This is a genomic window from Amphibacillus indicireducens (assembly GCF_039539605.1).
Taxonomy (GTDB): Bacteria; Bacillota; Bacilli; order Bacillales; family Amphibacillaceae; genus Amphibacillus; species Amphibacillus indicireducens.
This window is the reverse complement of record NZ_BAABDL010000117.1, coordinates 18,278-39,914: the sequence shown is the minus strand read 5'-3', so window position 1 is coordinate 39,914 and position 21,637 is coordinate 18,278. Positions and strand designations below refer to the sequence as shown.

At 38.6% G+C, this 21,637-nt stretch carries 23 protein-coding genes and 1 tRNA gene; 6 read left to right on the top strand and 18 right to left on the bottom strand.

Annotated elements, in window-relative coordinates; translation table 11 throughout:
- Positions 1 to 14: 14 nt before the first annotated feature.
- Both ABD814_RS10615 and secG read right to left on the bottom strand, forming a co-directional pair.
- Positions 15 to 758: an alpha/beta hydrolase gene (locus ABD814_RS10615; RefSeq protein ID WP_344912967.1), complete on the bottom strand. Its 744-nt coding sequence runs from the start codon at positions 756 to 758 to the stop codon at positions 15 to 17.
- Positions 759 to 915: 157 nt separating this feature from the next.
- A complete protein-coding gene (gene secG, locus ABD814_RS10610) occupies positions 916 to 1,146 on the bottom strand; it encodes a preprotein translocase subunit SecG (RefSeq protein ID WP_344912966.1) in 231 nt (76 codons plus the stop codon).
- A 299-nt stretch (positions 1,147 to 1,445) separates the two neighbouring features.
- On the opposite strand from secG, the gene ABD814_RS10605 reads away from it, so the two are divergent.
- On the top strand, positions 1,446 to 1,715 hold the full coding sequence (locus ABD814_RS10605) for a phosphocarrier protein HPr (RefSeq protein ID WP_344912965.1): 270 nt from the start codon (positions 1,446 to 1,448) through the stop codon (positions 1,713 to 1,715).
- A 6-nt stretch (positions 1,716 to 1,721) separates the two neighbouring features.
- On the top strand, positions 1,722 to 3,437 hold the full coding sequence (gene ptsP / locus ABD814_RS10600; RefSeq protein WP_344912964.1) for a phosphoenolpyruvate--protein phosphotransferase: 1,716 nt from the start codon (positions 1,722 to 1,724) through the stop codon (positions 3,435 to 3,437).
- Positions 3,438 to 3,494: 57 nt separating this feature from the next.
- Here ptsP and ABD814_RS10595 read toward each other — a convergent pair whose 3' ends face one another.
- The 9 genes from ABD814_RS10595 to ABD814_RS10555 form a co-directional block, all read right to left on the bottom strand.
- The gene (locus ABD814_RS10595) at positions 3,495 to 3,695 is read right to left on the bottom strand and encodes a hypothetical protein (protein WP_344912963.1); all 201 of its coding nucleotides are present in this window, start codon (positions 3,693 to 3,695) and stop codon (positions 3,495 to 3,497) included.
- 368 nt (positions 3,696 to 4,063) lie between these two features.
- On the bottom strand, positions 4,064 to 5,347 hold the full coding sequence (gene eno, locus ABD814_RS10590) for a phosphopyruvate hydratase (RefSeq protein ID WP_344912962.1): 1,284 nt from the start codon (positions 5,345 to 5,347) through the stop codon (positions 4,064 to 4,066).
- A gap of 27 nt (positions 5,348 to 5,374) precedes the next feature.
- The gene (gene gpmI / locus ABD814_RS10585) at positions 5,375 to 6,910 is read right to left on the bottom strand and encodes a 2,3-bisphosphoglycerate-independent phosphoglycerate mutase (protein ID WP_344912961.1); all 1,536 of its coding nucleotides are present in this window, start codon (positions 6,908 to 6,910) and stop codon (positions 5,375 to 5,377) included.
- Positions 6,907 to 7,665, bottom strand: coding sequence for a triose-phosphate isomerase (gene tpiA / locus ABD814_RS10580; RefSeq protein WP_344912960.1), 759 nt, complete (start codon positions 7,663 to 7,665; stop codon positions 6,907 to 6,909). The genes gpmI and tpiA overlap by 4 nt, the downstream gene beginning before the upstream one ends.
- Positions 7,666 to 7,706: 41 nt before the next feature.
- The gene (locus ABD814_RS10575) at positions 7,707 to 8,897 is read right to left on the bottom strand and encodes a phosphoglycerate kinase (protein ID WP_344912958.1); all 1,191 of its coding nucleotides are present in this window, start codon (positions 8,895 to 8,897) and stop codon (positions 7,707 to 7,709) included.
- A 95-nt stretch (positions 8,898 to 8,992) separates the two neighbouring features.
- Entirely contained in the window at positions 8,993 to 9,994 is a 1,002-nt protein-coding gene (gene gap, locus ABD814_RS10570) for a type I glyceraldehyde-3-phosphate dehydrogenase (protein ID WP_344912955.1), read from the bottom strand.
- Between the two features lie 34 nt (positions 9,995 to 10,028).
- Entirely contained in the window at positions 10,029 to 11,057 is a 1,029-nt protein-coding gene (locus tag ABD814_RS10565) for a sugar-binding transcriptional regulator (RefSeq protein WP_344912953.1), read from the bottom strand.
- 416 nt (positions 11,058 to 11,473) lie between these two features.
- On the bottom strand, positions 11,474 to 11,641 hold the full coding sequence (locus tag ABD814_RS10560) for a hypothetical protein (protein ID WP_344912951.1): 168 nt from the start codon (positions 11,639 to 11,641) through the stop codon (positions 11,474 to 11,476).
- A 209-nt stretch (positions 11,642 to 11,850) separates the two neighbouring features.
- Positions 11,851 to 11,923, bottom strand: a tRNA-Arg gene (locus tag ABD814_RS10555).
- A gap of 244 nt (positions 11,924 to 12,167) precedes the next feature.
- On the opposite strand from ABD814_RS10555, the gene clpP reads away from it, so the two are divergent.
- Complete coding sequence (gene clpP, locus ABD814_RS10550) at positions 12,168 to 12,749, top strand: ATP-dependent Clp endopeptidase proteolytic subunit ClpP (protein ID WP_344912949.1); 582 nt, start codon at positions 12,168 to 12,170, stop codon at positions 12,747 to 12,749.
- Positions 12,750 to 12,801: 52 nt separating this feature from the next.
- On the opposite strand, the gene ABD814_RS10545 is transcribed toward clpP, so the two are convergent.
- The gene (locus ABD814_RS10545) at positions 12,802 to 13,149 is read right to left on the bottom strand and encodes a YlbF/YmcA family competence regulator (RefSeq protein WP_344912947.1); all 348 of its coding nucleotides are present in this window, start codon (positions 13,147 to 13,149) and stop codon (positions 12,802 to 12,804) included.
- A gap of 422 nt (positions 13,150 to 13,571) precedes the next feature.
- Here ABD814_RS10545 and ABD814_RS10540 point away from each other — a divergent pair, with 422 nt between their 5' ends.
- The gene (locus ABD814_RS10540) at positions 13,572 to 14,468 is read left to right on the top strand and encodes a helix-turn-helix domain-containing protein (protein WP_344912945.1); all 897 of its coding nucleotides are present in this window, start codon (positions 13,572 to 13,574) and stop codon (positions 14,466 to 14,468) included.
- Between the two features lie 137 nt (positions 14,469 to 14,605).
- Positions 14,606 to 15,712 carry an ABC transporter ATP-binding protein gene (locus ABD814_RS10535; RefSeq protein WP_344912943.1) on the top strand — a complete coding sequence of 369 codons (1,107 nt, stop codon included), beginning with the start codon at positions 14,606 to 14,608 and terminating at the stop codon, positions 15,710 to 15,712.
- A 74-nt stretch (positions 15,713 to 15,786) separates the two neighbouring features.
- On the opposite strand, the gene ABD814_RS10530 is transcribed toward ABD814_RS10535, so the two are convergent.
- The 3 genes from ABD814_RS10530 to ABD814_RS10520 form a co-directional block, all read right to left on the bottom strand.
- Positions 15,787 to 15,987 (bottom strand): alpha/beta-type small acid-soluble spore protein, encoded by a 201-nt coding sequence (locus tag ABD814_RS10530; protein WP_344912942.1) that lies wholly within the window; start codon positions 15,985 to 15,987, stop codon positions 15,787 to 15,789.
- A 113-nt stretch (positions 15,988 to 16,100) separates the two neighbouring features.
- A complete protein-coding gene (gene fumC, locus ABD814_RS10525) occupies positions 16,101 to 17,489 on the bottom strand; it encodes a class II fumarate hydratase (protein ID WP_344912940.1) in 1,389 nt (462 codons plus the stop codon).
- Between the two features lie 84 nt (positions 17,490 to 17,573).
- Complete coding sequence (locus tag ABD814_RS10520; protein WP_344912938.1) at positions 17,574 to 18,530, bottom strand: M15 family metallopeptidase; 957 nt, start codon at positions 18,528 to 18,530, stop codon at positions 17,574 to 17,576.
- 196 nt (positions 18,531 to 18,726) lie between these two features.
- On the opposite strand from ABD814_RS10520, the gene ABD814_RS10515 reads away from it, so the two are divergent.
- The gene (locus ABD814_RS10515) at positions 18,727 to 19,602 is read left to right on the top strand and encodes a cation diffusion facilitator family transporter (protein ID WP_344912936.1); all 876 of its coding nucleotides are present in this window, start codon (positions 18,727 to 18,729) and stop codon (positions 19,600 to 19,602) included.
- Positions 19,603 to 19,609: 7 nt separating this feature from the next.
- Here the strand turns inward: ABD814_RS10515 and ABD814_RS10510 are convergent, their stop codons facing one another.
- The 3 genes from ABD814_RS10510 to map form a co-directional block, all read right to left on the bottom strand.
- Positions 19,610 to 19,903: an AzlD domain-containing protein gene (locus ABD814_RS10510; protein ID WP_344912934.1), complete on the bottom strand. Its 294-nt coding sequence runs from the start codon at positions 19,901 to 19,903 to the stop codon at positions 19,610 to 19,612.
- Positions 19,900 to 20,595 carry an AzlC family ABC transporter permease gene (locus ABD814_RS10505; RefSeq protein ID WP_344912932.1) on the bottom strand — a complete coding sequence of 232 codons (696 nt, stop codon included), beginning with the start codon at positions 20,593 to 20,595 and terminating at the stop codon, positions 19,900 to 19,902. Before ABD814_RS10505 ends, ABD814_RS10510 begins: the two co-directional genes overlap by 4 nt.
- A 65-nt stretch (positions 20,596 to 20,660) precedes the next feature.
- Positions 20,661 to 21,413 carry a type I methionyl aminopeptidase gene (gene map / locus ABD814_RS10500; protein ID WP_344912930.1) on the bottom strand — a complete coding sequence of 251 codons (753 nt, stop codon included), beginning with the start codon at positions 21,411 to 21,413 and terminating at the stop codon, positions 20,661 to 20,663.
- Positions 21,414 to 21,637: the final 224 nt, after the last annotated feature.

Below are 21,637 nucleotides of genomic sequence, written 5' to 3'. Positions count from 1 at the left end.
CTTATTTTTTTGATTTAATCCCAGTTAAGTGATTCTAGAAATTGATAAATATCTTGATGAACTTGATCTCTTTTATTCCCTAGAGTAATCGCATGCCCCGCATCTTGATACCAGTTAATTTCTTTTGGATCTGCTTCAACGTGATCGTAAATATAAGTCGCACTTTCTGGATTAATAATTTGATCATCTTCAGCTTGAACAACGAATGTCGGTGCATAAATTAAATCTAGCGATTGGCGAACTTCGTTGATCAACTCGGTAATTTGACTAAATAGTGGTGCTGACTTTTTCACAAGCACCTCAACTTCTTCCTCAATCACGTCATCACTTTTGCCTTCACGTTGTTTATATTGGCTTGCATAAAAACGGAAGCCATCATCAAGTCGATGATCTTCATCTAAAATCATTGGAGTACACATAGGAACTATGCCAACGACTGGATCAGAATAACTAAGTTTTAACCCTAAAATACCACCTAAAGATAGACCGGCAACAGCGATCTTCTGATAACCTTCGTCTTTCAGCTTCTGATAGGCGTCTTGCACATCTGCCCACCACGCTTCAGCTCCACCTTCTAGCAATTGTTCTGGATTCCCACCATGACCTCGATAAATCGGTGCATAAGTAGTATAGCCTTTTGTCTGTAAGAAACGTCCGAGCATTCTAACGTCAGCACTATGGCCAGTAAACCCATGTAGTAATAATACCGCACGTTCCCCTTCTTTAAACATAAATGGTTTTGGTTGTTGCATTTTCATCTCTATTTTTCCCTCCACGAGCTTTCTCTCTAGTATGTCATTACTTTATCTTAACAAACTTACCCACCATCTGCATTAATAGTGCCTTATCAATTTTATTTAGACAACGAAAAAACCCCTCATTTTAATTAATTGAGAGGTTTGGCTCGATTCATTATTATAGTACGTAAGCTAACAGGAAAGTTAGTACAAAGAAAATTACAGAAGCAATGACTGTGGCACGGTTTAAAAACGCATCAATTCCGCGCGCCTTTTTCTTTCCAAAAAGTTGTTCTGCACCACCTGAAATTGCTCCAGATAGTCCTTCACTCTTACCTGATTGTAATACGACAAGCACAATAAGTGCGATTGAAGTTAAAATTAATAATGTTACGGCAGCACCTTGCATGGGTGTGCACACCTCCTAGACAATCTTGACAAATAATATTTTAATAACTTGGTTCAGTAAAATACACTACTACTAATTTAGCACAAACTAAGCTATATCTGCAAGCTTTTTCAGATTTTATTCTCAAGCTTCTTTCTGGTCTCTCGGTTCGGCAATTTTTAATGGATGGGTTGAATGGTTTTGGGTGTTCTATTTGGTTTAATATTTTGTGAATTCTTCTACTAATAAGGTTATTCCACTTTAATTTAGGGTATGGTACAATCAGTGTATAGCTAGAAATAATTGAGGAGGTTTTTTTGATGGCAGTAGAAAAAACAGTACGTATTACTTCAGAAACAGGTGTACATGCACGTCCTGCAACAGCGTTAGTTAATAAGGCAGGGCATTATTCGTCTGATGTTAGGTTGGCCTACAATAATAAATCGGTCAATTTAAAATCGATTATGGGTGTCATGTCGCTCGGTATTCCACAGGATGCAGAGTTGACAATTATTGCTGAAGGCTCGGATGAAGTGGAAGCACTTGACGCTATTATCGAGGTTTTCAAACAAGAAGGACTAGGTGAGTAGATTATTATGAAAAACTTACAAGGGATTGCAGCATCAAATGGGATTGCGATTGCTAAAGCATACACGCTCGAAGTACCTGACCTTTCCTTTGATACGATTAAAATTGAGGATACAGAGACAGAAATTAATAGACTACATGATGCGCTTGATGTTTCTAAGCAAGAGCTTGAAAAAATTAAAGAACATGCGCGTGTGTCTGTTGGTGATGAGCATGCAGAGATTTTCTCAGCACATTTACTTGTGTTGAGTGATCCAGAGTTAATTTCACCGATGGAAGATAAAATAAAAAATGAGCAAGTCAATGCGGAAGTTGCGCTTGATGAGGTGGCTCAAATGTTCATTAAGATGTTTGAGGATATGGATAACGAATACATGCGTGAGCGTGCGGCTGACATTAAAGACGTGACCGAGCGTGTCATGGCGCATTTACTTGGAGTGTCTTTCCCAAATCCTGCGTTGATTGATGAGGAAGTTATTGTGATTGCGGAGGATTTAACGCCTTCAGATACAGCACAATTAAATAAGCAGTTTGTCAAAGGATTCACGACAAATATCGGTGGGCGTACATCACACTCTGCGATCATGGCACGTTCATTAGAAATCCCAGCAGTCGTTGGGACGAGAACAGTTACCAATGACATTAAAGATGGTGATTTAATTATCGTTGATGGGATTGAAGGGAAAGTTTTTATCAATCCTGAGAACGATTTATTAGCTGAATATCAGGACAAGCAAGCTGATTTCGCTAAGCAAAAAGAGTTATGGGCAAAGTTGAAAGATGAGCCGACAGTTTCTAAAGATGGTGTGGCTGTTGAGTTAGCCGCCAATATTGGTACGCCGGCTGATGTTGAAGGTGTGCTAGATAATGGTGGTGAAGCGGTTGGGCTTTATCGTACCGAGTTTCTCTATATGGGAAGCAATGATTTCCCAACTGAGGATGAGCAGTTTAATGCTTATAAGTCAGTACTCGAGCAGATGGGCGACAAAGCTGTTGTCGTTCGGACGTTAGATATTGGTGGCGATAAAGAACTGAGTTATCTCGACTTACCCGAAGAAATGAATCCATTTTTAGGTGTTCGAGCCATTCGTCTTTGTTTAGAACGAAAAGACATTTTCCGTACTCAGTTACGTGCATTGTTACGTGCTAGTACGTATGGTAATTTAAAAATTATGTTCCCAATGATCGCAACATTAGAAGAATTTCGCGAAGCAAAAGCATTGTTATTAGAAGAGAAAGATAATTTAGTGGGCGAAGGTGTGGAAGTTGCTGATGGGATTGAGGTCGGCATCATGGTTGAGATTCCTTCAACTGCAGTTGCTGCCCGACAATTCGCTAAAGAAGTTGATTTCTTCAGTATTGGTACGAATGATTTAATCCAGTACACAATGGCTGCCGACCGAATGAATGAAAATGTCTCTTATCTCTATCAGCCGTATCACCCAGCAATTTTGGCGCTCGTCAATAATGTGATTGAGGCTGCCCATGCTGAGGGCAAATGGACAGGTATGTGTGGCGAAATGGCTGGTGATCCAATCGCGATTCCAATTTTACTCGGACTTGGCTTGGACGAATTCAGTATGAGTGCGACATCAATTTTACCAGCACGAACGCAAATTAAAGAACTATCTAAAGAAGAAATGGCATCATATAAAGATGAATTGCTAAGCATGTCAACCGCTGACGAAGTTGAAGCATTTATTCGTGAAAAAACAGGTCAATAACGATTAAAGCAAAACCCCCTGATGCTTCTTTTAAGCACGAGGGGGTTTTTGATTGACTTAGTCGATTTTCTTTTCAGCAATTTGTTTCAAGTAATCATGAATATAGTAAAGTAAGACTAGAGCAGTTGATAAAAACAGATTAATTCCAAGCGCACCCACAAACGCCCAAAACTCTGAAACATGTTCTGCCAACACTCCTCCTATTGGTAGCGTTGTCGCTCCGAAAAGAACCACCACAACAAAAACAATAAAACCCAACTATCCCACTCCTTTTCAGCATGATATCCAATTAATTTCAGTATAGCAGAAACCATTCGCTAAAAAGTGGTTTTTTCGATTTTATTTGTATTAATTATCCTCACTTATTACCGACCATTTAGTTCTGTTTAATTTCCTAGCAACTTAGGCGCTATTCGTTACCTCAACTAAGCATTTACCGATGTGACAGGGTACGATTAGGGGCTATTCGTTACCTCAACTGAGCATTTGCCAATGTGACAGGGTACGATTAGACCCTAGATTATTAAACCTTTTGGCAAAAACTCACCAGCCAACATCAAAAAAACTCCAACAAGTGGCTCGTCACCACTCGTTGGAGATTTTAATTTTTCAGACCAATCTAAAAATTAGTCTAAGTTATAGAACGCAGCTTTTCCAGCATATTTAGCTGTATCAACTAGCTCGTCTTCGATACGTAGTAATTGGTTGTATTTAGCAACGCGGTCAGTACGTGAAGGAGCACCTGTTTTGATTTGGCCAGCGTTTGTTGCAACAGAGATGTCTGCAATTGTAGCATCTTCAGTTTCACCTGAACGGTGTGAGATAACTGCAGTGTATCCAGCTTTTTTAGCCATTTCGATTGCTTCGAAAGTTTCTGTAAGTGTACCGATTTGGTTCACTTTGATTAGGATTGAGTTACCAATGCCTTTTTCGATACCTTCAGCAAGTTTTTCAGTGTTTGTAACGAATAAGTCGTCACCAACTAATTGTACTTTGTCGCCTAGGCGGTCAGTAAGTAGTTTCCAACCATCCCAGTCGTTTTCATCTAAACCGTCTTCGATTGAAACGATTGGATATTTGTCAACCATTTCAGCATACCAGTCAACCATTTCTTCAACAGAACGGACAACACCTTCACCTTTAAGGTTGTATTTACCGTCTTCGTAGAATTCAGAAGCAGCAACATCCATTGCTAATTTAACTTCTTCACCTGGCTTGTAACCAGCTTTTTCAATTGCTTCGATAATTGTTGATAAAGCTTCTTCATTTGACTTCAAGCTTGGTGCGAATCCACCTTCATCACCTACAGAAGTGTTATAACCTTTAGCAGCTAAAACGCTTCTTAAGTTATGGAAAATTTCTGCACCCATACGTAGAGCTTCTTTGAAAGTTGGCGCGCCAACTGGCATTACCATAAATTCTTGAATATCAACGTTGTTATCTGCGTGCTCTCCACCGTTTAAGATGTTCATCATTGGTGTTGGAAGTAATGTTGCGTTAAATCCACCTAGGTAAGTGTAAAGTGGCATACCTAAATGATCAGCAGCAGCAATTGCAGCAGCCATAGACACACCAAGGATTGCGTTAGCACCTAATTTACCTTTGTTTGGTGTACCATCTAAACTATTTAATAATTGGTCAATTACAACTTGACGCGTAACGTCAAAACCTAATAGTTCTGGTGCAATAATATCGTTTACGTTCGCAACTGCTTTAAGAACACCTTTACCAAGGTAACGATCTTTGTCACCATCACGTAATTCAACTGCTTCGTGCTCACCTGTTGAAGCACCACTTGGTACTAGAGCGCGACCGAACGCACCTGATTCTGTATAAATTTCTACTTCTACTGTTGGGTTACCACGAGAATCCATTACTTCACGTGCAAATACATCTGTAATATAAGGCATATTCTTTATTCTCCTTTGAATTTGTATTTATTTTATTAATGATTGACCAGTCATATCTTCTGGCTGATCAACATCTAATAAATCTAATAATGTTGGTGCTAAATCACCTAGAATCCCACCATCACGAAGCTCAATCCCCTCTTGAGTCACGATAACTGGAACTGGATTCGTTGTATGTGCCGTCATTGCTGTTCCATCTAATGAAACAACTTCATCAGCATTACCATGGTCAGCCGTAATAATCGCCCGACCACCTTTTTCAAGAATCTTATCAACAACTTTTCCTAAACACTCATCAACCGCTTCAACCGCTTTAATCGTTGGCTCAAGCATACCCGAGTGACCAACCATGTCAGGATTAGCAAAGTTTAAGATAATCGCATTTTGGTTACCCTCATCGATTTCCTTAAGTAACGCTTCCGTCACTTCATAAGCACTCATCTCTGGCTTTAAATCATACGTCGCAACATCCGGCGAGTTAATCAAAATTCGCTTCTCACCCTTGAATTCCGCTTCTTGTCCACCACTCATAAAGAATGTCACGTGTGGATATTTCTCAGTTTCAGCGATTCGCAACTGATTTAAACCATTGTTTGCTAAAACTTCACCAACCGTATTTTTCATTTCGACTGGTGGATAAGCGATCTCACTATTAACAGTATCACTGTATTTCATCATTGATACGAGCAAGATATTTTTTGCTGCACCTGCACCACGATCAAACTCTTCAAAATCATTGTTCGCAAAAGCTTGTGAAATTTGAATCGCACGATCTGGGCGGAAGTTATAGAAAATAATTGCATCTTCTGATTCAATTTTTGCAATCGGTTTGTCGTTAGCATCAACCATTACCGTTGGCACAACGAATTCATCATAAACGTCAACCGCATAAGCTTCATCAACAACAGCTAACGGATCTTGTGCTGTTGGACCTTGATTATAAACCATCGCATCATAAGATTTTTGAACTCGATCCCAGCGCTTATCACGGTCCATTGAATAATAACGACCTGAAATTGTCGCAAACTGACCAACACCTAATTCATCCATCTTCGCTTGAGCAGCTTCAATATATTGTTTTGCTGATTTTTGACCGACATCACGGCCATCTAGGAAGCCATGAACATAAACCTGATCAAGTCCTTTAGCTTTAGCTAATTCTAAAATAGCAAACAAGTGATTAATATGACTGTGTACACCACCGTCAGATAACAAACCGAAAATATGGAGTGCTTTATTTTTCGTAAGTGCATGATCCATTGCCTTTACTAATGATGCATTTTCGAAAAATTCACCTTCACGAATTGCAAGGTTTAGTCGAGTTAAGCTTTGATACACGATGCGACCTGCACCGATGTTCATGTGACCGACTTCCGAGTTCCCCATTTGCCCATCAGGTAAACCGACTGCTTCACCTGAAGCAATCAATTGATTATGAGGAAACTGATTCCAGTAACGATCAAAGTTCGGCGTCTTCGCCTGCTTAACCGCGTTCCCTTTTGCTTCATCACGGATCGCAAATCCGTCAAGAATAATTAATGCTGCTAATTTGTCCTTACTCATTTTGCACCAGCCTCTACTAACTTTAGGAATGAGTCAGCTTCTAAGCTCGCCCCTCCTACTAGCGCTCCATCAATATCTGATTGAGCTAATAGTTCATCGATATTATCTGGCTTCACACTGCCACCATACTGAATTCGAACGGCATCTGCTACTTCTTGTGAAATAACGTCAGCAATTGTTTCACGAATATGTGTACATACTTCATTCGCTTGTTCTGATGTTGCTGTTTTGCCTGTACCGATTGCCCAGATAGGCTCATAAGCAATCACTGATTCTTTCACTTGATCATCAGTTAAACCTGCAATTGCTTGTTTAACTTGATCAGCAACTAAATCCATTGTTTGATTTGCTTCACGTTGCTCTAATGTTTCACCACAACAAATAATTGGTGTGATACCATATGCAAAAGCAGCGTGTGCCTTTTTATTAACTGTTTCATCTGTTTCTGCAAAATACTCACGACGCTCAGAGTGACCTAGTACGACATATTCAATGCCTAAATCTTTCAACATTGCCGGGCTAACCTCACCTGTAAATGCACCATTTTCTTCATAGTGCATATTTTGGGCAGCAACTTTTAAATCTGTCCCTTTCGTCTCTTCAACGAGTGCTGCTAAGTATGGAAAAGGCGCACATACAATTGAGTCGACCTGATCTTGCGCTGGTACTTTAGCTTTTGCATCAGTTACAAAGCTTTTTGCTTCCGCTAATACTTTATTCATCTTCCAGTTTCCTGCAATAATTGGTTTACGCATAATCTGCTCCTTTTCACTTCTTGTCTTGTATTGTTTGCGAATTATTTATTACTAATCGCTGCTAATCCAGGTAATTCTTTACCTTCTAAGTATTCTAATGAGGCACCGCCACCAGTTGAAATGTGTGAGAATTTCTCAGCAAAACCTAATTGCATTGCTGCAGCTGCTGAATCTCCACCACCGATAATCGTTGTTGCATCAGAAAGGTTCGCAATCGCTTCACAAACACCAACTGTTCCTTTAGCGAAGTTTGCCATTTCAAATACACCCATCGGTCCGTTCCAAACGACTGTTTTTGCACCTTTTAATTCTTCTTCATAAAGCTTGATTGTTTCAGGTCCAATGTCTAGGCCCATATAACCATCTGGGTGCTCATCGACAGGGACAACTTTAACATCACCTTCATTAGCAAATTCTGTATTAACAACAGAGTCAATTGGTAAAACAATCTTACCATCAGCACGTGCTAATAAATCTTTTGCTAAATCAACTTTATCAGCTTCAAGTAATGATGAACCAATTTCTTTACCTTGGGCTTTAAAGAATGTAAATGCCATTCCACCACCGATAATAACTTTATCAGCTTTCTCAAGTAAGTTTTCGATTACACCAATCTTGTCACTAACTTTTGCTCCACCTAAAATAGCGACGAAAGGACGAACTGGTTGATCAACAGAATTTCCGATGAACTTAATTTCTTTTTCCATTAAGAAACCTGCTGCTGATTCGATATTAGATGCAATCCCAACGTTTGAAGCGTGAGCACGGTGAGCTGTACCAAAAGCATCATTTACAAAAAGGTCACCTAGACTAGCCCAATACTTGCCTAATTCAGGATCATTTTTACTTTCTTTGCTACCATCGATATCTTCAAAACGTGTGTTTTCAAACATAAGAACTTGACCATTTTCTAGAGCATCAATTGCATTCTCTAGTTTTTCGCCACGAGTTTCTGGAACAAACTGAACATCTTTAGCTAATAATTTTGCTAGACGATCTGCAACTGGTTGAAGTGACTTACCAGCTTTGTCTTCCTCAACTTTCACACGACCTAAGTGAGAGAACAGAATAACTTTAGCGCCTTCTTCAATTAGATGCTTAATTGTTGGAAGTGCTTGAACAATACGGTCATCATTTGTAATTTCTCCATCTTTCATCGGCACGTTAAAGTCCGCACGAACAAGAACTTTTTTACCGGCTACATCTAAATCAGTAACAATTTTTTTAGCCATTTAAAGATCCTCCAATAAAGTAGATTTAATTAAATAAGCGAGAAGCGCGAGCGCTTCCCGCTTTAAAAGCATTGTTAGTCTTGTGATAAAATTAATTAACCAAGTTTAACCATGTAGTCAAGTAAGCTAACCATGTTGCTTGTGTAACCATACTCGTTATCGTACCAAGCGTTTGTCTTAACTAATTGCTCACCATCTGTTTCGATTACTTTAGTGATTGTTGCATCAAAGATTGAACCGTAAGTACTTCCAATTACGTCACTTGATACAATCTCATCTTCAGTGTAAGCAAATGCACTGTTCGCAGCTTCTTTCATTGCAGCGTTAACTTCTTCAGCAGTTACTTTTTTATCTAATACAGTGTAGAACTCTACAAGTGAACCTGTAATTGTTGGAACACGAACTGCAGTACCGTCAACTTTTCCTTGAATATCAGGAATAACACGTCCAACAGCTTTTGCAGCACCAGTTGAAGCAGGGATAGCGTTAGCAGCACCCGCACGGTTTTTACGTCCGCCTGGAGCATCTTGCATAGCTTGTGTTGCTGTATAAGCGTGGATTGTTGACATTAGACCACGTTTGATACCGAATTTGTCATTCAATACTTTAGCAACTGGAGCTAAACAGTTAGTTGTACATGAAGCAGCAGAAACGATTACGTCGTCTTTGTTAATTACATCTTCGTTTACGCCGAATACAACCATTTTAGTTTCTTTATCACCAGCTGGTGCAGAAATTAGAACTTTTTTAGCACCTGCATCGATGTGTGCTTGTGATTTTTCTTTGCTTGTATAGAAACCAGTACACTCAAGAACGATATCAACACCTAAATCGCCCCATGGTAATTTGCTTGCATCAGCTTCTGCAAATGCTTTAACTTCTTTACCGTCGATGATTAAAGAATCACCTTCAGCTTTAACATCATATGAAACAGGACCTTGAGCAGTATCATACTTTAGAAGATATGCTAAGTCTTCGTTGCCAGTTAAGTCGTTAACTGCAACAACTTCCATGTTAGTTTCTCCTAATTCTTTGATTCGGCGATAAGCCAAACGTCCAATACGACCAAAACCATTAATAGCTACTTTAACTGTCATTCTTGTTTCCTCCTTGTATTTGAAAAAAATTTATTTAAAGGGACGAGCCCTTTATTAACATTTTTGCGGCGCCCTCATCTGTGATGAGAACATTACTTCTTCCTTGCTTGAAAAAGGATTCAATTGCTTCAGCCTTCGATTTCCCTCCAGCAACAGCAATGACTGTCTTAACATTTGACAGATCCTCTAGTTGCATGCCAACCGTTCTTACTTTAGATACAACTTGGCCTTGCCGATCAAAATAATAACCAAAAGCCTCACTTACTGCGTTTCCCTTTTTCAGCTTATCTAAAACATGATCAGGGGTTTTTCGTCTCTCGGCCATCGTACATGCGTCACCAATACCATGCATGACGACATCTGCTTGTTGAATCATTTCTAAAACTTCTCTCACACCTGGTTCTTGAATGATCGACTGATACGTTTCTTCACTTAATGGATCTGGTACATACAGTAATCGATACTCGCCGTTCATCTTATTAGCCATCTCAGCACAAATCGTGTTTGCTTGATTCTCAACACGCTCACCTAGACCGCCACGAGCAGGAACAAACAAACAATTTGTCCCATTCGTCGATGGTTGCATCATTTCGGCAACAGCCGCCATTGATGTACCACCTGTTACTGCAATTGTATCATTTGGTTTAAGTCTCGTCTGTAAAAATTCATACGCACGTCGACCTAAATCAAATTTAACCCACTCTTCCTGATCGCTATCTCCTGGTGCAATAATGACATGATCGAGATTTAATATTTGCTTTACCTTCTCTTCTAATACATCGAAACGATGCATTCTTTCAAGATAAGGTCTTAAAGCTGTCATAATCTCGTTGCCATGGTTTGTTAGCGTAACACCTTTTGGGCTCACACTGAGCAAACCTTGTTGAGTTAAAAAATCTAACTCGGTTCGGACAACCCGCTCTTTCATATTAATCTGATCAGCCAAACTGCGTCTGCCAATCGGTTGAAGCAAGTGGATTGTATGTAAGATGCGATATCTTTTTTGCATGGTTTCTAACAAGTCGGGGCATACTATCATTTGTAAATCAATTAATGAATGCATATAGTAACTCCCTCCCCTGTTTAACCTTTCGGGATGTTTTTTGACCCGGGACGGTTTTTTTTGACCCGCTCATAACAAAAAAATATCTCAACAACCAAAGTATAGCAGACCGCCTAAAATTACTCAAGATATTTGATGTAAATTTTTCTTTACAAATGAACTTTCTTGTTAGATTGCTGTTCATTATTGAGATAAGAGTTATTGGATGTTTCTTTCTTAAGCTTATCTAAATCAACTTTCAAGTCGAATAAGTAAGCAAAATACATAATTAAGCCAATAAAAGTATCTCACATCAAACACCTCAATATGATTCATTGCGACATGTTCATTATACCGAATCATAAGCAAAATGTGAATGATTATTCACCTATCAATAATTCATTAACCCCTGACAAATATGTCAGGGGTCAGTTAATTTAGATTTCGTTGTCTGGAATATCCTCATCTAAATGCTCTGTTGAAATCGGTTCTTCTGAAAACTCTTCGGCAAAACGGTGCTTACCATAGCGTTGTAGTTCTTCTGCTTTACGTCGTTCTAGCCGTTTAATTTTATTGCTCGTTCTAATGTCTTTATCGTTTTTCATGATCTGATCTCACCCCCTACAGAAAATAGTTTGGCTCGATCAGAGAAATCTATGTGTTATTTTTAGCGAGTATGATTTGGCTAGCTTTTTACTATTTAATGAAGGAACACGAATCAGGTTATTTTGACATGAGCGACTAGGAAAAAATAAAAAAAGCTTAAATGAGTGGTCATCCACTATTTAAGCAAGAAATTTTTTTGTAAAAAAGACACGCTCGGAGGGATTCGAACCCCCGACACTCGGTCCCGGAAACCGATGCTCTATCCCCTGAGCTACGAGCGCACGAATTAAAAGTGACAAGCATTATTATAGCGGATATTGTTCCTTATTTCAATTGATATTTTTTTGATTGTATTTTTTTCTAAAGTTGTCTTGCTTCTGTTATAATAGAGCTAGGTTTAATTTCCCAACTGTTAGGGAAAAATAAAGCTAGTATAAGAAAGATTAAATAATTTGACCTTTATTGACCAATTAGTTAATATAAAGGTAGAACTATTTTATCAAGTGGATATAAGGAGGAACAAGAATGAATTTAATTCCAACAGTTATTGAACAAACAAACCGTGGAGAACGTGCATATGATATTTATTCTCGTCTGTTAAAGGATCGAATTATTATGTTAGGGAGTGCAATTGATGATAACGTCGCAAACAGTATCGTCGCACAATTGCTTTTCTTAGAAGCAGAGAGCCCAGATAAAGATATTTCAATCTATATCAACTCACCTGGTGGATCGATCACAGCAGGAATGGCGATTTTTGACACAATGCAATTTATTAAGCCTGACGTGTCAACAATTTGTGTCGGTATGGCTGCATCGATGGGCGCATTTTTACTTGCTGCAGGTGCACCTGGAAAGCGTTATGCGCTTCCAAATAGTGAAGTCATGATTCACCAACCATTAGGTGGAACACAAGGTCAAGCAACTGATATTCAGATTCACGCAAAACGAATTATTGAAATGCGTGATAAGATCAACCAAATTTTATCTGACCGTACTGGGCAGCCAATCGAAGTTATCGATCGTGATACTGATCGTGATAACTTTATGTCTGCAGACGCTGCATTGAAATATGGTTTAATTGATAAAATTATGGAAAAGAAATAAGTAATAAAACATAACACCCGCTCAATTTTTCTGAGTGGGTGTTATGTTTTTCTTAAGCTTGTTCACTATAAAGTTCTTCTAAAGGCTTAGTAATTGTACGACTTACTTCGTTAATTAAGTCATTTACACGTTGTTCTTCAGCCATTAATGCTGAGATTTGCTCGTGCTGCTGAACTGTTTCAACTACTTTACGTGCTTGATCAACTTCTTCTTCCGTGATCTCTAGACCTTGCATTTGCTTTTGTTGTAGCTCAATTTGAACATTTCGGAAATTATCAAACATTTTTTTAGCGATCTCATCATTCATAACCGCTTCATAAGCTGATTTTAATCCTTGGAATTCTTCACTTTCTCTTAGCGCTTGCTCTAGTGCAGTTGCACTTTCTTGAATTGCTGACATAATCTTAAATCCTCCTAAATAATTGAGTTCTACTTACCTCGTTCATTTTCCACTGTTCAACTATAACAAACTTAAAACAAGAAACCAACTGATAACGATTATTCTTCGAAGATTTTCATTTAACACTCTAACATACGACACCAACTATTATTTTTGTTATAATTAATTCAATTCTATAACATCTGCTTTCATTTAAAATTACGAACACTTACTAAATGATCTCTAGCTAATGTACAGATGAGGGGATTCCAACAAGTGATCGTAACGACGGGTGGCGACGTCTAACTGACATACATCCTGTAGCACCGAAAGCGTCACCTAGAGTGAAAATCACTTGCCTAGCACAAACTTAAGTATTCATGTTTTATATGCGTATATACACGATTTACAAGCGAAAAAACAATAATAAACGAGGCCATTTTATGATTGAAAAATTAAAAAATATTTACACAAGTCTAATTGTCAAACAACCGAATCAAATTGAACGAGCAGCCGATTATCAATGGTTTATTACACCTGCCAATGAAATCATTGGCATTGAAAAACAAGAACTCGATAAGAAAGACCAGTCCCTATTACGACTGTTCTTAACACCATATCAGGGTGCACACCCACCTGTCACAACACGTGAAGAGAAATGGTATCAGCTTATTAACGAACAAGAAGAACCTAATTTCAAACAACAACCTAGTTTGTATCGCTTTATATTATTTACCCTATCTGAACCATTAATTGATCCAACTGATTTTCGTGAAGCGATTGATGGCTTATACTCTACTCGACCAGCAATCGTTTGGGTGAACCAACTTTCTGGAATGATCATTGAAGAAGAATCAATTATTGATGAAGAGATGCTTTCTTATGAAGAGATGATTGAAGTATTTACAACAGACTTTTATCTAGATGTTCGTTTTTACATTGGACCTTATTTATCTGAACTAAATAAAGCACATGATTACTTTTCTTGGATGCAAGATAGTTATCAGAAGCTTAACAAATTCAGTACAAAACCAGTTATGAGCTATGTAACAGCAATTCCTTATCTGTTAACGACAATCACAAATCAAGCAGATGGACGTTTCTTAATAGAAGCGATGTTAAAAGATACGGCTGACGATGAAGAACTCTTACGATCAATTCAAATTTTTCTTGAATGCAATTCCAATGTTAGTCTAGCGGCAAAAGAACTTTATATGCATCGCAACAGCTTGCAATATCGGATTGATAAGTTTATTGAAAAAACGACGATTGATGTCAAACAATTTGAAAATGCACTTGCTGTCTATTTAGTTTTATTGCTTAAACGACATTTTGATTGAAAAATTTTAGTCAATTTGTAAGCATGCACAAAAAGGTGAACTGTTTTTTGTGCAGTCTGTCCATTTACCTAATTGGGCAAATTGTGTAGACTAAGTTTATAAAGTTAAACGCTTTCAAAACAGAGGAGGATTTTATAATGGCAGAACTGTCACTAAGAAATATTGATAAAGTTTATGAGAAAGACGGCGTTAAAGCGGTATCCGACTTTAACCTTGAAATTAAAGATAAGGAATTCGTTGTTTTCGTTGGTCCATCAGGTTGTGGTAAGTCAACAACACTACGTATGATCGCTGGATTAGAAGAAATTACATCTGGTGAATTATATATCAATGGTAAATTAATGAACGATGTTGCTCCAAAAGACCGTGACATCGCAATGGTTTTCCAAAACTATGCACTTTATCCACACATGAACGTATATGATAACATGGCATTCGGTTTGAAGTTACGTAAGTTCAAAAAAGATGAAATTGACCGTCGTGTTAAAGAAGCTGCTGATATTTTAGGTCTTGAAGCATTCTTAGACCGTAAGCCAAAAGCACTTTCAGGTGGTCAGCGTCAGCGTGTTGCTTTAGGACGTGCGATTGTTCGTGACGCTCAAGTATTCTTAATGGATGAGCCTTTATCAAACTTAGACGCGAAACTTCGTGTTCAGATGCGTGCAGAAATTCAAAAACTACACAAACGTTTAGAAACAACTTCTATTTACGTTACACACGACCAAACTGAAGCGATGACAATGGCAACTAACCTTGTTGTACTTAAAGATGGTCTTATCCAACAAGTTGGTGCACCTAAAGTAATCTATGACAAGCCAGATAACATTTTCGTTGGCGGATTCATTGGATCACCTGCAATGAACTTCTTCAGTGGTACATTAGAAGATGATGGTTTCCATGTTGGCGGTAATGGCCAACTAATTCAAGTTCCTGAAGGTAAAATGAAAGTTCTTCGCGAACAAAATTATATCGGTAAAGAAGTCGTCTTAGGTGTTCGTCCAGAGGACATCCATGATGAGCCTGTGTTCCTTGATGCAAATCCTGGTTCAACGATTGAAGCTAATATTGATGTTGCTGAATTAATGGGTTCTGAATCATACCTCTATTCTAAATTAGCTGATCAAGACTTCGTTGCACGTGTTGATTCACGTACAGACATTAGCGGTGGCGAAACGTTAACACTTGCTTTCGACATGCACAAATGCCACTTCTTCGATGCTGAAACTGAAGAGCGTATCAAATAAGTAGTAATCAAATAAGTAAAGCGACATCTATAAAAGATGTCGCTTTTTTTATTTGAAATTATTGTTCAGTTAGATTAATTATTTGGACCCATTTGTTCTTGTGCTTGTTGGACAAGTCGCTTGGTAATTTCTCCACCTACAGATCCATTAGCACGGGCTGTTTCGTTTGGTCCAGGATTAACACCAAATTCTTGAGCAATTTCATATTTCATTTGATTTAATTTTTGCTCAACTCCGGGAACAACTAACTTGTTTGAACGATTTCTATCTGCCATTGTTGTTCACCTCCTTACGACTAGTATGGATAAACCTCGCAAGTTTAATCGCGCTAATAACTAGTTAGTAAGGGAAATGCTACCTCTATCAGTCAGTGAAACAATCGCTCACTTCAATCACTTGGTTGGATCATTTTTGCCGGATCAATCAGCTGATCGAATGCTTCTTCTGTTAAAAATTTAAGCTCTAAACAAGCTTCCTTTAATGTTTGATTGTCTTGATACGCTTTTTTAGCAATCTGACTCGCTCGATCATAACCAAGCTTCGGACTTAGTGCTGTCACTAACATCAGTGATGCATTTAAATCACGTTTCATCACATCTGCGTTTGGTTTCATCCCGATTAAACAACGCTGATTGAATGAACGAATCCCGTCAGCTAGCAAATGGACTGACTGTAAAAAATTATAGATAATCACTGGTTTATAAACATTAAGCTCAAAATTACCCTGGCTTGCCGCAATCCCAATCGTTGTATCATTCCCCATCACTTGAACGGTAACCATTGTTAAAGCTTCAGCTTGTGTTGGGTTAACTTTTCCTGGCATAATTGAACTTCCTGGCTCATTTGTTGGTAATTCTATTTCACCAAGACCAGCTCGTGGGCCACTGGCCAACCAGCGAACATCATTTGCGATTTTCATTAAATCGGCTGCTAAGGCTTTTAACGTGCCATGGGTTCTGACAAGTTGATCATGACTCGTTAACGCATGAAATTTGTTCTTTGCAGAATCGAACTGTGTTTTCGTTAGCGCTGAAATTTCTCTGACGACGAGATCGCTAAACTGAGAATGTGCGTTCAACCCAGTACCGACAGCTGTTCCACCGATGGCAAGCTCACGTAAGTAATTTAGATCTTCTGTCAACATCTGTTCAATTTTTTCAATCATATGTTGCCAGCCGCTAATTTCTTGACCGAACGTTATCGGCGTGGCATCTTGTAAGTGTGTTCGACCAATTTTAATCAAATCATGATACTTTTTCATCTGCTCGGTCAACGTCCCATTAATTTCCGCTAAAGCTGGGAGCAATTCCGTCTCAATTGTCAAAACAGAAGCAATGTGCATCGCAGTAGGGAATGTATCATTCGAGCTTTGTGAATGATTGAGATCATCATTCGGATGGAGTCGTTCAGCATGATTGTTATCTGTCAAAAACTGATTACCTATATATGCCAAAACTTCATTGACGTTCATATTCGTTTGGGTTCCGCTCCCCGTTTGCCAAACGACGAGTGGAAAATGCTCAATTAAACCGTGTTTCAGTACGTAATCACACGCATAAACAATCGCCTCTTTTTTCAATCTAGTCAGGTTTTTTAATTGATAATTTGCGATTGCTGCACTTCTTTTTAAAATTATAAATGCTCGAATCAGTTGTTCAGGCATTTTTTCAGTGCCAATCGGGAAGTTTTCTAAACTGCGCTGTGTTTGAGCACCCCAAAATTTTGACCGATCAACCTCAATCGTCCCAAGTGTATCGTGTTCTGTTCTTGTTTCCATTATTTGAACCCCCAGATTAATCAATATTTTCATTGTAGCATATTAAAAATGATTTCTAACTAGGCTAGAAATCATTTTTTCTGTTTATTCTTTTAATTCATAATGATAACCGAAGTATTCTTCAAGTGTTAAATTATTTTGATATAGGTGTTCCGCCAATTCCTGACCAACATAACGTAAGTGCCACGGTTCATAGCCATAGCCAGTGATATGTTCCTTGCCCTCCGGATAACGAATAATGAAACCAAAGCGATACGCATGGTTATTGATCCAAGTTCCCTCATCCGTCCCTTTAAAAGCCTCTTCAAGTCCAAATCCAACTACTGCTGCACTAACATCCATAGCTAAACCTGACTCATGCTCACTTGTGCCAGGACGTGCAGAATAGCGATTCGCAAAATCTTGACCACTTCTATTGACATGACCTTGATAAATACTTGCTTGTGTCGCATTGGAACGATAACCTGATACAGCAACAATGTCTAGTCCTTCTTCTGATGCAGCTGCAAACAAATCTTCAAGTGCAGATGCTGCGTCAGCTCTTAATAAGCGTCGTTCATCTCCTTTAGGTTTTGTGTGCGTCACATTTGGTTCTACAAGATCACTCGGACTATGTCCAACAGGTAAACGTCTGTTTTTATTGACATATACTTGAAGACTGTTTGGATTACTTACAATGTATAATCCCGTTTCTTTATCAATACCTGTAATATTTTCGGCGGCCTTTTGCTCTTCGCTTATAACTGGTTCAGCTTCATTTATTTCAGGTTCTTGGCTCGGAGCTTTTTCAGGTTCCTGACTCGGAGTTACTTCAGGCTCTTCTTCAACTACTTCTGGTTCTTCAACTTCTGGCAGCTCTTCGTCTACAATCTCTTCTTCGCCTTTGAATTCAATCCTATCTTTTTCAGTAAGAGCAATTCCTTCTTTTTCTGCAAGAAGATCAATTGTATGTAGTATCTCTTCACCTTTTAACTGGTTACAACCAGTCGCTAAAATTAATAAAGTTAAAATTAGTAATGTATAATTTCTCAAATCAAACACCTCTCTAAGACTCCTTCTATTGTAGCATAAAAATTAGCTAAAAAAAGTATTTATCACTGCTAATTATCAATAATAAGCTAAAGTAACTTTTGCCATCAGTCAACAATCATTGCCTTGTCAATCATTTTTGCTCTAGACCCACTCGTATTTGCAATGATACAGTAACAATACAATCTTTTAGAAAGGTCGTATATAAATGAATCAATATGAACAAATCAAACGAGGCGAACGAGGCGCATGGCTAAGTATTGTCACTTATCTCTTGCTTGCTTCGCTCAAAATAATCTTTGCTCAGTTGACAAATTCGCAAGCACTTCGAGCAGATGGACTCAATAATGCGACGGATGTGATCGCATCTGTCTCAATCTTAATCGGTATGAAGATTTCCCGTAAGCCACCTGATCACAACCATCATTATGGTCATTTTCGAGCAGAATTAATTGCATCATTAATCGCTTCATTTATTATGGTGACAGTCGGTTTACAAGTGATTTTAAATTCAATCCAGTTTATTTGGAAAGATCATACGAGCGAACCAGCAATGCTTGGCGGATGGGTTGCTTTAGGATCGGCAATTTTAATGTTAGGTGTTTATTTTTTCAATCGAAAGCTGGCTCAAAGAATAAATAGCCAATCACTTTATGCTGCTTCACAAGATAATAAAGCGGACGCACTGATCAGCTTAGCTGCATTTATCGGAATTGTAGGTGCGCAATTCGGCTTAATATGGCTTGACCCTTTAGCAGGAATTTTAGTCGGTATTTTAATTGTTTATACAGCATGGAAAATTTTCAGGGATGCAAGTGTCACATTAACAGATGGCTTTGAGATTGAATCGGTCATAGAAATCAGAGCCTTTATTGAAAAAGACCCAGACATCATATTGGTGAAAGATATCAAAGCTAGACACGATGGTAACCAGATTTACCTTGATTTAATTCTCTATGTCGACCCAAAAATGACGATTGAACACGCCCACAAGATTACCGATCGCATTGAGCGTGGATTGGCAGTTGAATTTAATGCTGATCAAACTCATATTCATCTTGAACCTGACCCTAACGACTCATGATTAACGATTAAAGCATAAAGTAGACAACAGCAACTGCGCCCATGACAACGAAAATAATATGTAATCGAAAGACTGCTAACACGAGCGCAACAAACCCACCAACAACCCCAATCAGTGGTTGATCAGAAACAATATTGATAATACCAGGGAATATCAATGCCCCTAAAGCGGCGTAAGGAATTAATTCAAGCCATTGAGCGACCCAATCTGGGAATTTTATTTTATCGACGATAAATGCGGGTAAAATACGAGGGATGATCGTGACAATGCTCATTAAAATAATCATCATCCAAATTGTCATAATACTCTCCTCCTTAACACTAGAAAACCAAGCCCACTAGCAACAAGCGTTGAAAGGACGATTGACCAACCTTCTTGAAAGAATTGCCCGAAGCCAAAATTTAAGATCATCGCAAGTAAGGCAATTAATCCGTAGCGAAAGTTATTCTTGACTGATGGGACGAGTAAAGCGATAAACATAGCGTATAGTGCAATACTAAAGCTTTGACTAATTGAATCTGGAATAATATCACCAACAAAGCCACCGATAAACGAACCGACAACCCACGATAAGTAAGAAACAAAGACAAAGGTGAAATAAAATAGATGACCATTCGTTTGTTTGGCCGCGTCTTTTTCAACTGTTGTGACTGAAAATGTTTCATCCGTGATAAATAATGTTGATGCGACACGCCATTTTAACGGTGTCGCCATCGTCCGATGGGCAAAAGAAAAACTCATGATAAAATGTCTAAAATTTAACACAAATGTTGCAATCACAATTTCAATCGCACTGGCATGGAGCAAAATCATATTGATCGCCATCATTTGAGAAGCGCCACCATAGACAAGTAGGCTCATCCCAGTTAATTCAAAAACGGATAAACCAGCTTGACTCGCTAGTACGCCATATGTTACCGCAATTGGAAAGTAGGCAAGCATAATCGGTAAGCCAACTTTAAAACCTCGTTTAATTTGATTAAGTGAACGCATCGAACTCCTCCTTTGATCTTATTCGGAGCTTAAATCAAAGAAATAGCTAGCCTGAAGCTAGCTACTTAATCGTCTTGCTCAGTTAAAATAAGTGGACCATTTTTTGTAATAATGAGTGTATGTTCAAATTGTGCTGAACGCCCACCGTCGATCGTACGAGCTGTCCAACCATTATCATCCATCTTACTTTGCCAAGCGCCTTCATTTAGCATTGGCTCAATTGTAATTGCCATCCCCTCTTTTAAGCGTGCGCCTTTTCCAGGTAAGCCATAGTGCGGAATATGCGGAGATTCGTGCATTGTCGGTCCAATTCCGTGTCCAGTAAATTCACGAACAACAGAGAATCCTTCCGCTTCTGCATACTCTTGAATCGCATGCCCAATGTCACCAACTCGATTGCCAACTTGTGCCTGTTCAATTCCACGGTAAAGTGATTCTTTCGTCACTTCCATTAATCGCTGTCCTGCTGGATCAACTTCTCCAACTGCATACGTCCAAGCTGAATCTGCTAAAAATCCATTTAAATTAACGACCATATCAATTGTAACAATATCACCACTATTTAGTTTGTCTGGTCGTGGAAATCCATGACAGATTTCATCATTGATCGATGCACATGTTGCATATTCATAGCCGTTATAACCGATTTGTTCTGGAACGGCCCCTCGGTCTCGCATATACTTTTCTGCGAATTGATCGATTTCAGTTGTTGTAATACCTGGTTTAATCATTGTTGCGATTTCTTTATGAATTTCAGCGAGTAGTTTTCCCGCTTCAGCCATTAATTGAATTTCGCGCTGACTCTTTCGTTGAATCATTGAGATAACCCCCTTCTTTCCATACATACTATAACATATTTAGATTTACTGTGTCTTATTTATCGATTTATCCCAACGAAAAATATCATTGAAGTTTATTCCGCTTTAGTATAGCGCTATCACTACCGCTTCGTCAAAATACTTTACTTACCGCGGAAAGCATCCACCTAGAGTGTAAATCACGAGTTTGCACTCTAACTCAATTGGTCATATTTTATACTGAT

Coding starts and splice junctions, on each gene's coding strand:
- secG (WP_344912966.1), bottom strand. CDS start 1,146: ATGCAAGGTGCTGCCGTAACATTATTAATTTTAACTTCAATCGCACTT.
- ABD814_RS10530 (WP_344912942.1), bottom strand. CDS start 15,987: ATGGCAGATAGAAATCGTTCAAACAAGTTAGTTGTTCCCGGAGTTGAG.
- ABD814_RS10545 (WP_344912947.1), bottom strand. CDS start 13,149: ATGTCAGCAATTCAAGAAAGTGCAACTGCACTAGAGCAAGCGCTAAGA.
- ABD814_RS10535 (WP_344912943.1), top strand. CDS start 14,606: ATGGCAGAACTGTCACTAAGAAATATTGATAAAGTTTATGAGAAAGAC.
- fumC (WP_344912940.1), bottom strand. CDS start 17,489: ATGGAAACAAGAACAGAACACGATACACTTGGGACGATTGAGGTTGAT.
- ABD814_RS10565 (WP_344912953.1), bottom strand. CDS start 11,057: ATGCATTCATTAATTGATTTACAAATGATAGTATGCCCCGACTTGTTA.
- eno (WP_344912962.1), bottom strand. CDS start 5,347: ATGCCTTATATTACAGATGTATTTGCACGTGAAGTAATGGATTCTCGT.
- map (WP_344912930.1), bottom strand. CDS start 21,413: ATGATTCAACGAAAGAGTCAGCGCGAAATTCAATTAATGGCTGAAGCG.
- ptsP (WP_344912964.1), top strand. CDS start 1,722: ATGAAAAACTTACAAGGGATTGCAGCATCAAATGGGATTGCGATTGCT.
- clpP (WP_344912949.1), top strand. CDS start 12,168: ATGAATTTAATTCCAACAGTTATTGAACAAACAAACCGTGGAGAACGT.
- ABD814_RS10560 (WP_344912951.1), bottom strand. CDS start 11,641: ATGAAAAACGATAAAGACATTAGAACGAGCAATAAAATTAAACGGCTA.
- ABD814_RS10605 (WP_344912965.1), top strand. CDS start 1,446: ATGGCAGTAGAAAAAACAGTACGTATTACTTCAGAAACAGGTGTACAT.
- gap (WP_344912955.1), bottom strand. CDS start 9,994: ATGACAGTTAAAGTAGCTATTAATGGTTTTGGTCGTATTGGACGTTTG.
- ABD814_RS10540 (WP_344912945.1), top strand. CDS start 13,572: ATGATTGAAAAATTAAAAAATATTTACACAAGTCTAATTGTCAAACAA.
- tpiA (WP_344912960.1), bottom strand. CDS start 7,665: ATGCGTAAACCAATTATTGCAGGAAACTGGAAGATGAATAAAGTATTA.
- ABD814_RS10515 (WP_344912936.1), top strand. CDS start 18,727: ATGAATCAATATGAACAAATCAAACGAGGCGAACGAGGCGCATGGCTA.
- ABD814_RS10505 (WP_344912932.1), bottom strand. CDS start 20,595: ATGCGTTCACTTAATCAAATTAAACGAGGTTTTAAAGTTGGCTTACCG.
- ABD814_RS10510 (WP_344912934.1), bottom strand. CDS start 19,903: ATGACAATTTGGATGATGATTATTTTAATGAGCATTGTCACGATCATC.
- ABD814_RS10615 (WP_344912967.1), bottom strand. CDS start 758: ATGAAAATGCAACAACCAAAACCATTTATGTTTAAAGAAGGGGAACGT.
- ABD814_RS10575 (WP_344912958.1), bottom strand. CDS start 8,897: ATGGCTAAAAAAATTGTTACTGATTTAGATGTAGCCGGTAAAAAAGTT.
- gpmI (WP_344912961.1), bottom strand. CDS start 6,910: ATGAGTAAGGACAAATTAGCAGCATTAATTATTCTTGACGGATTTGCG.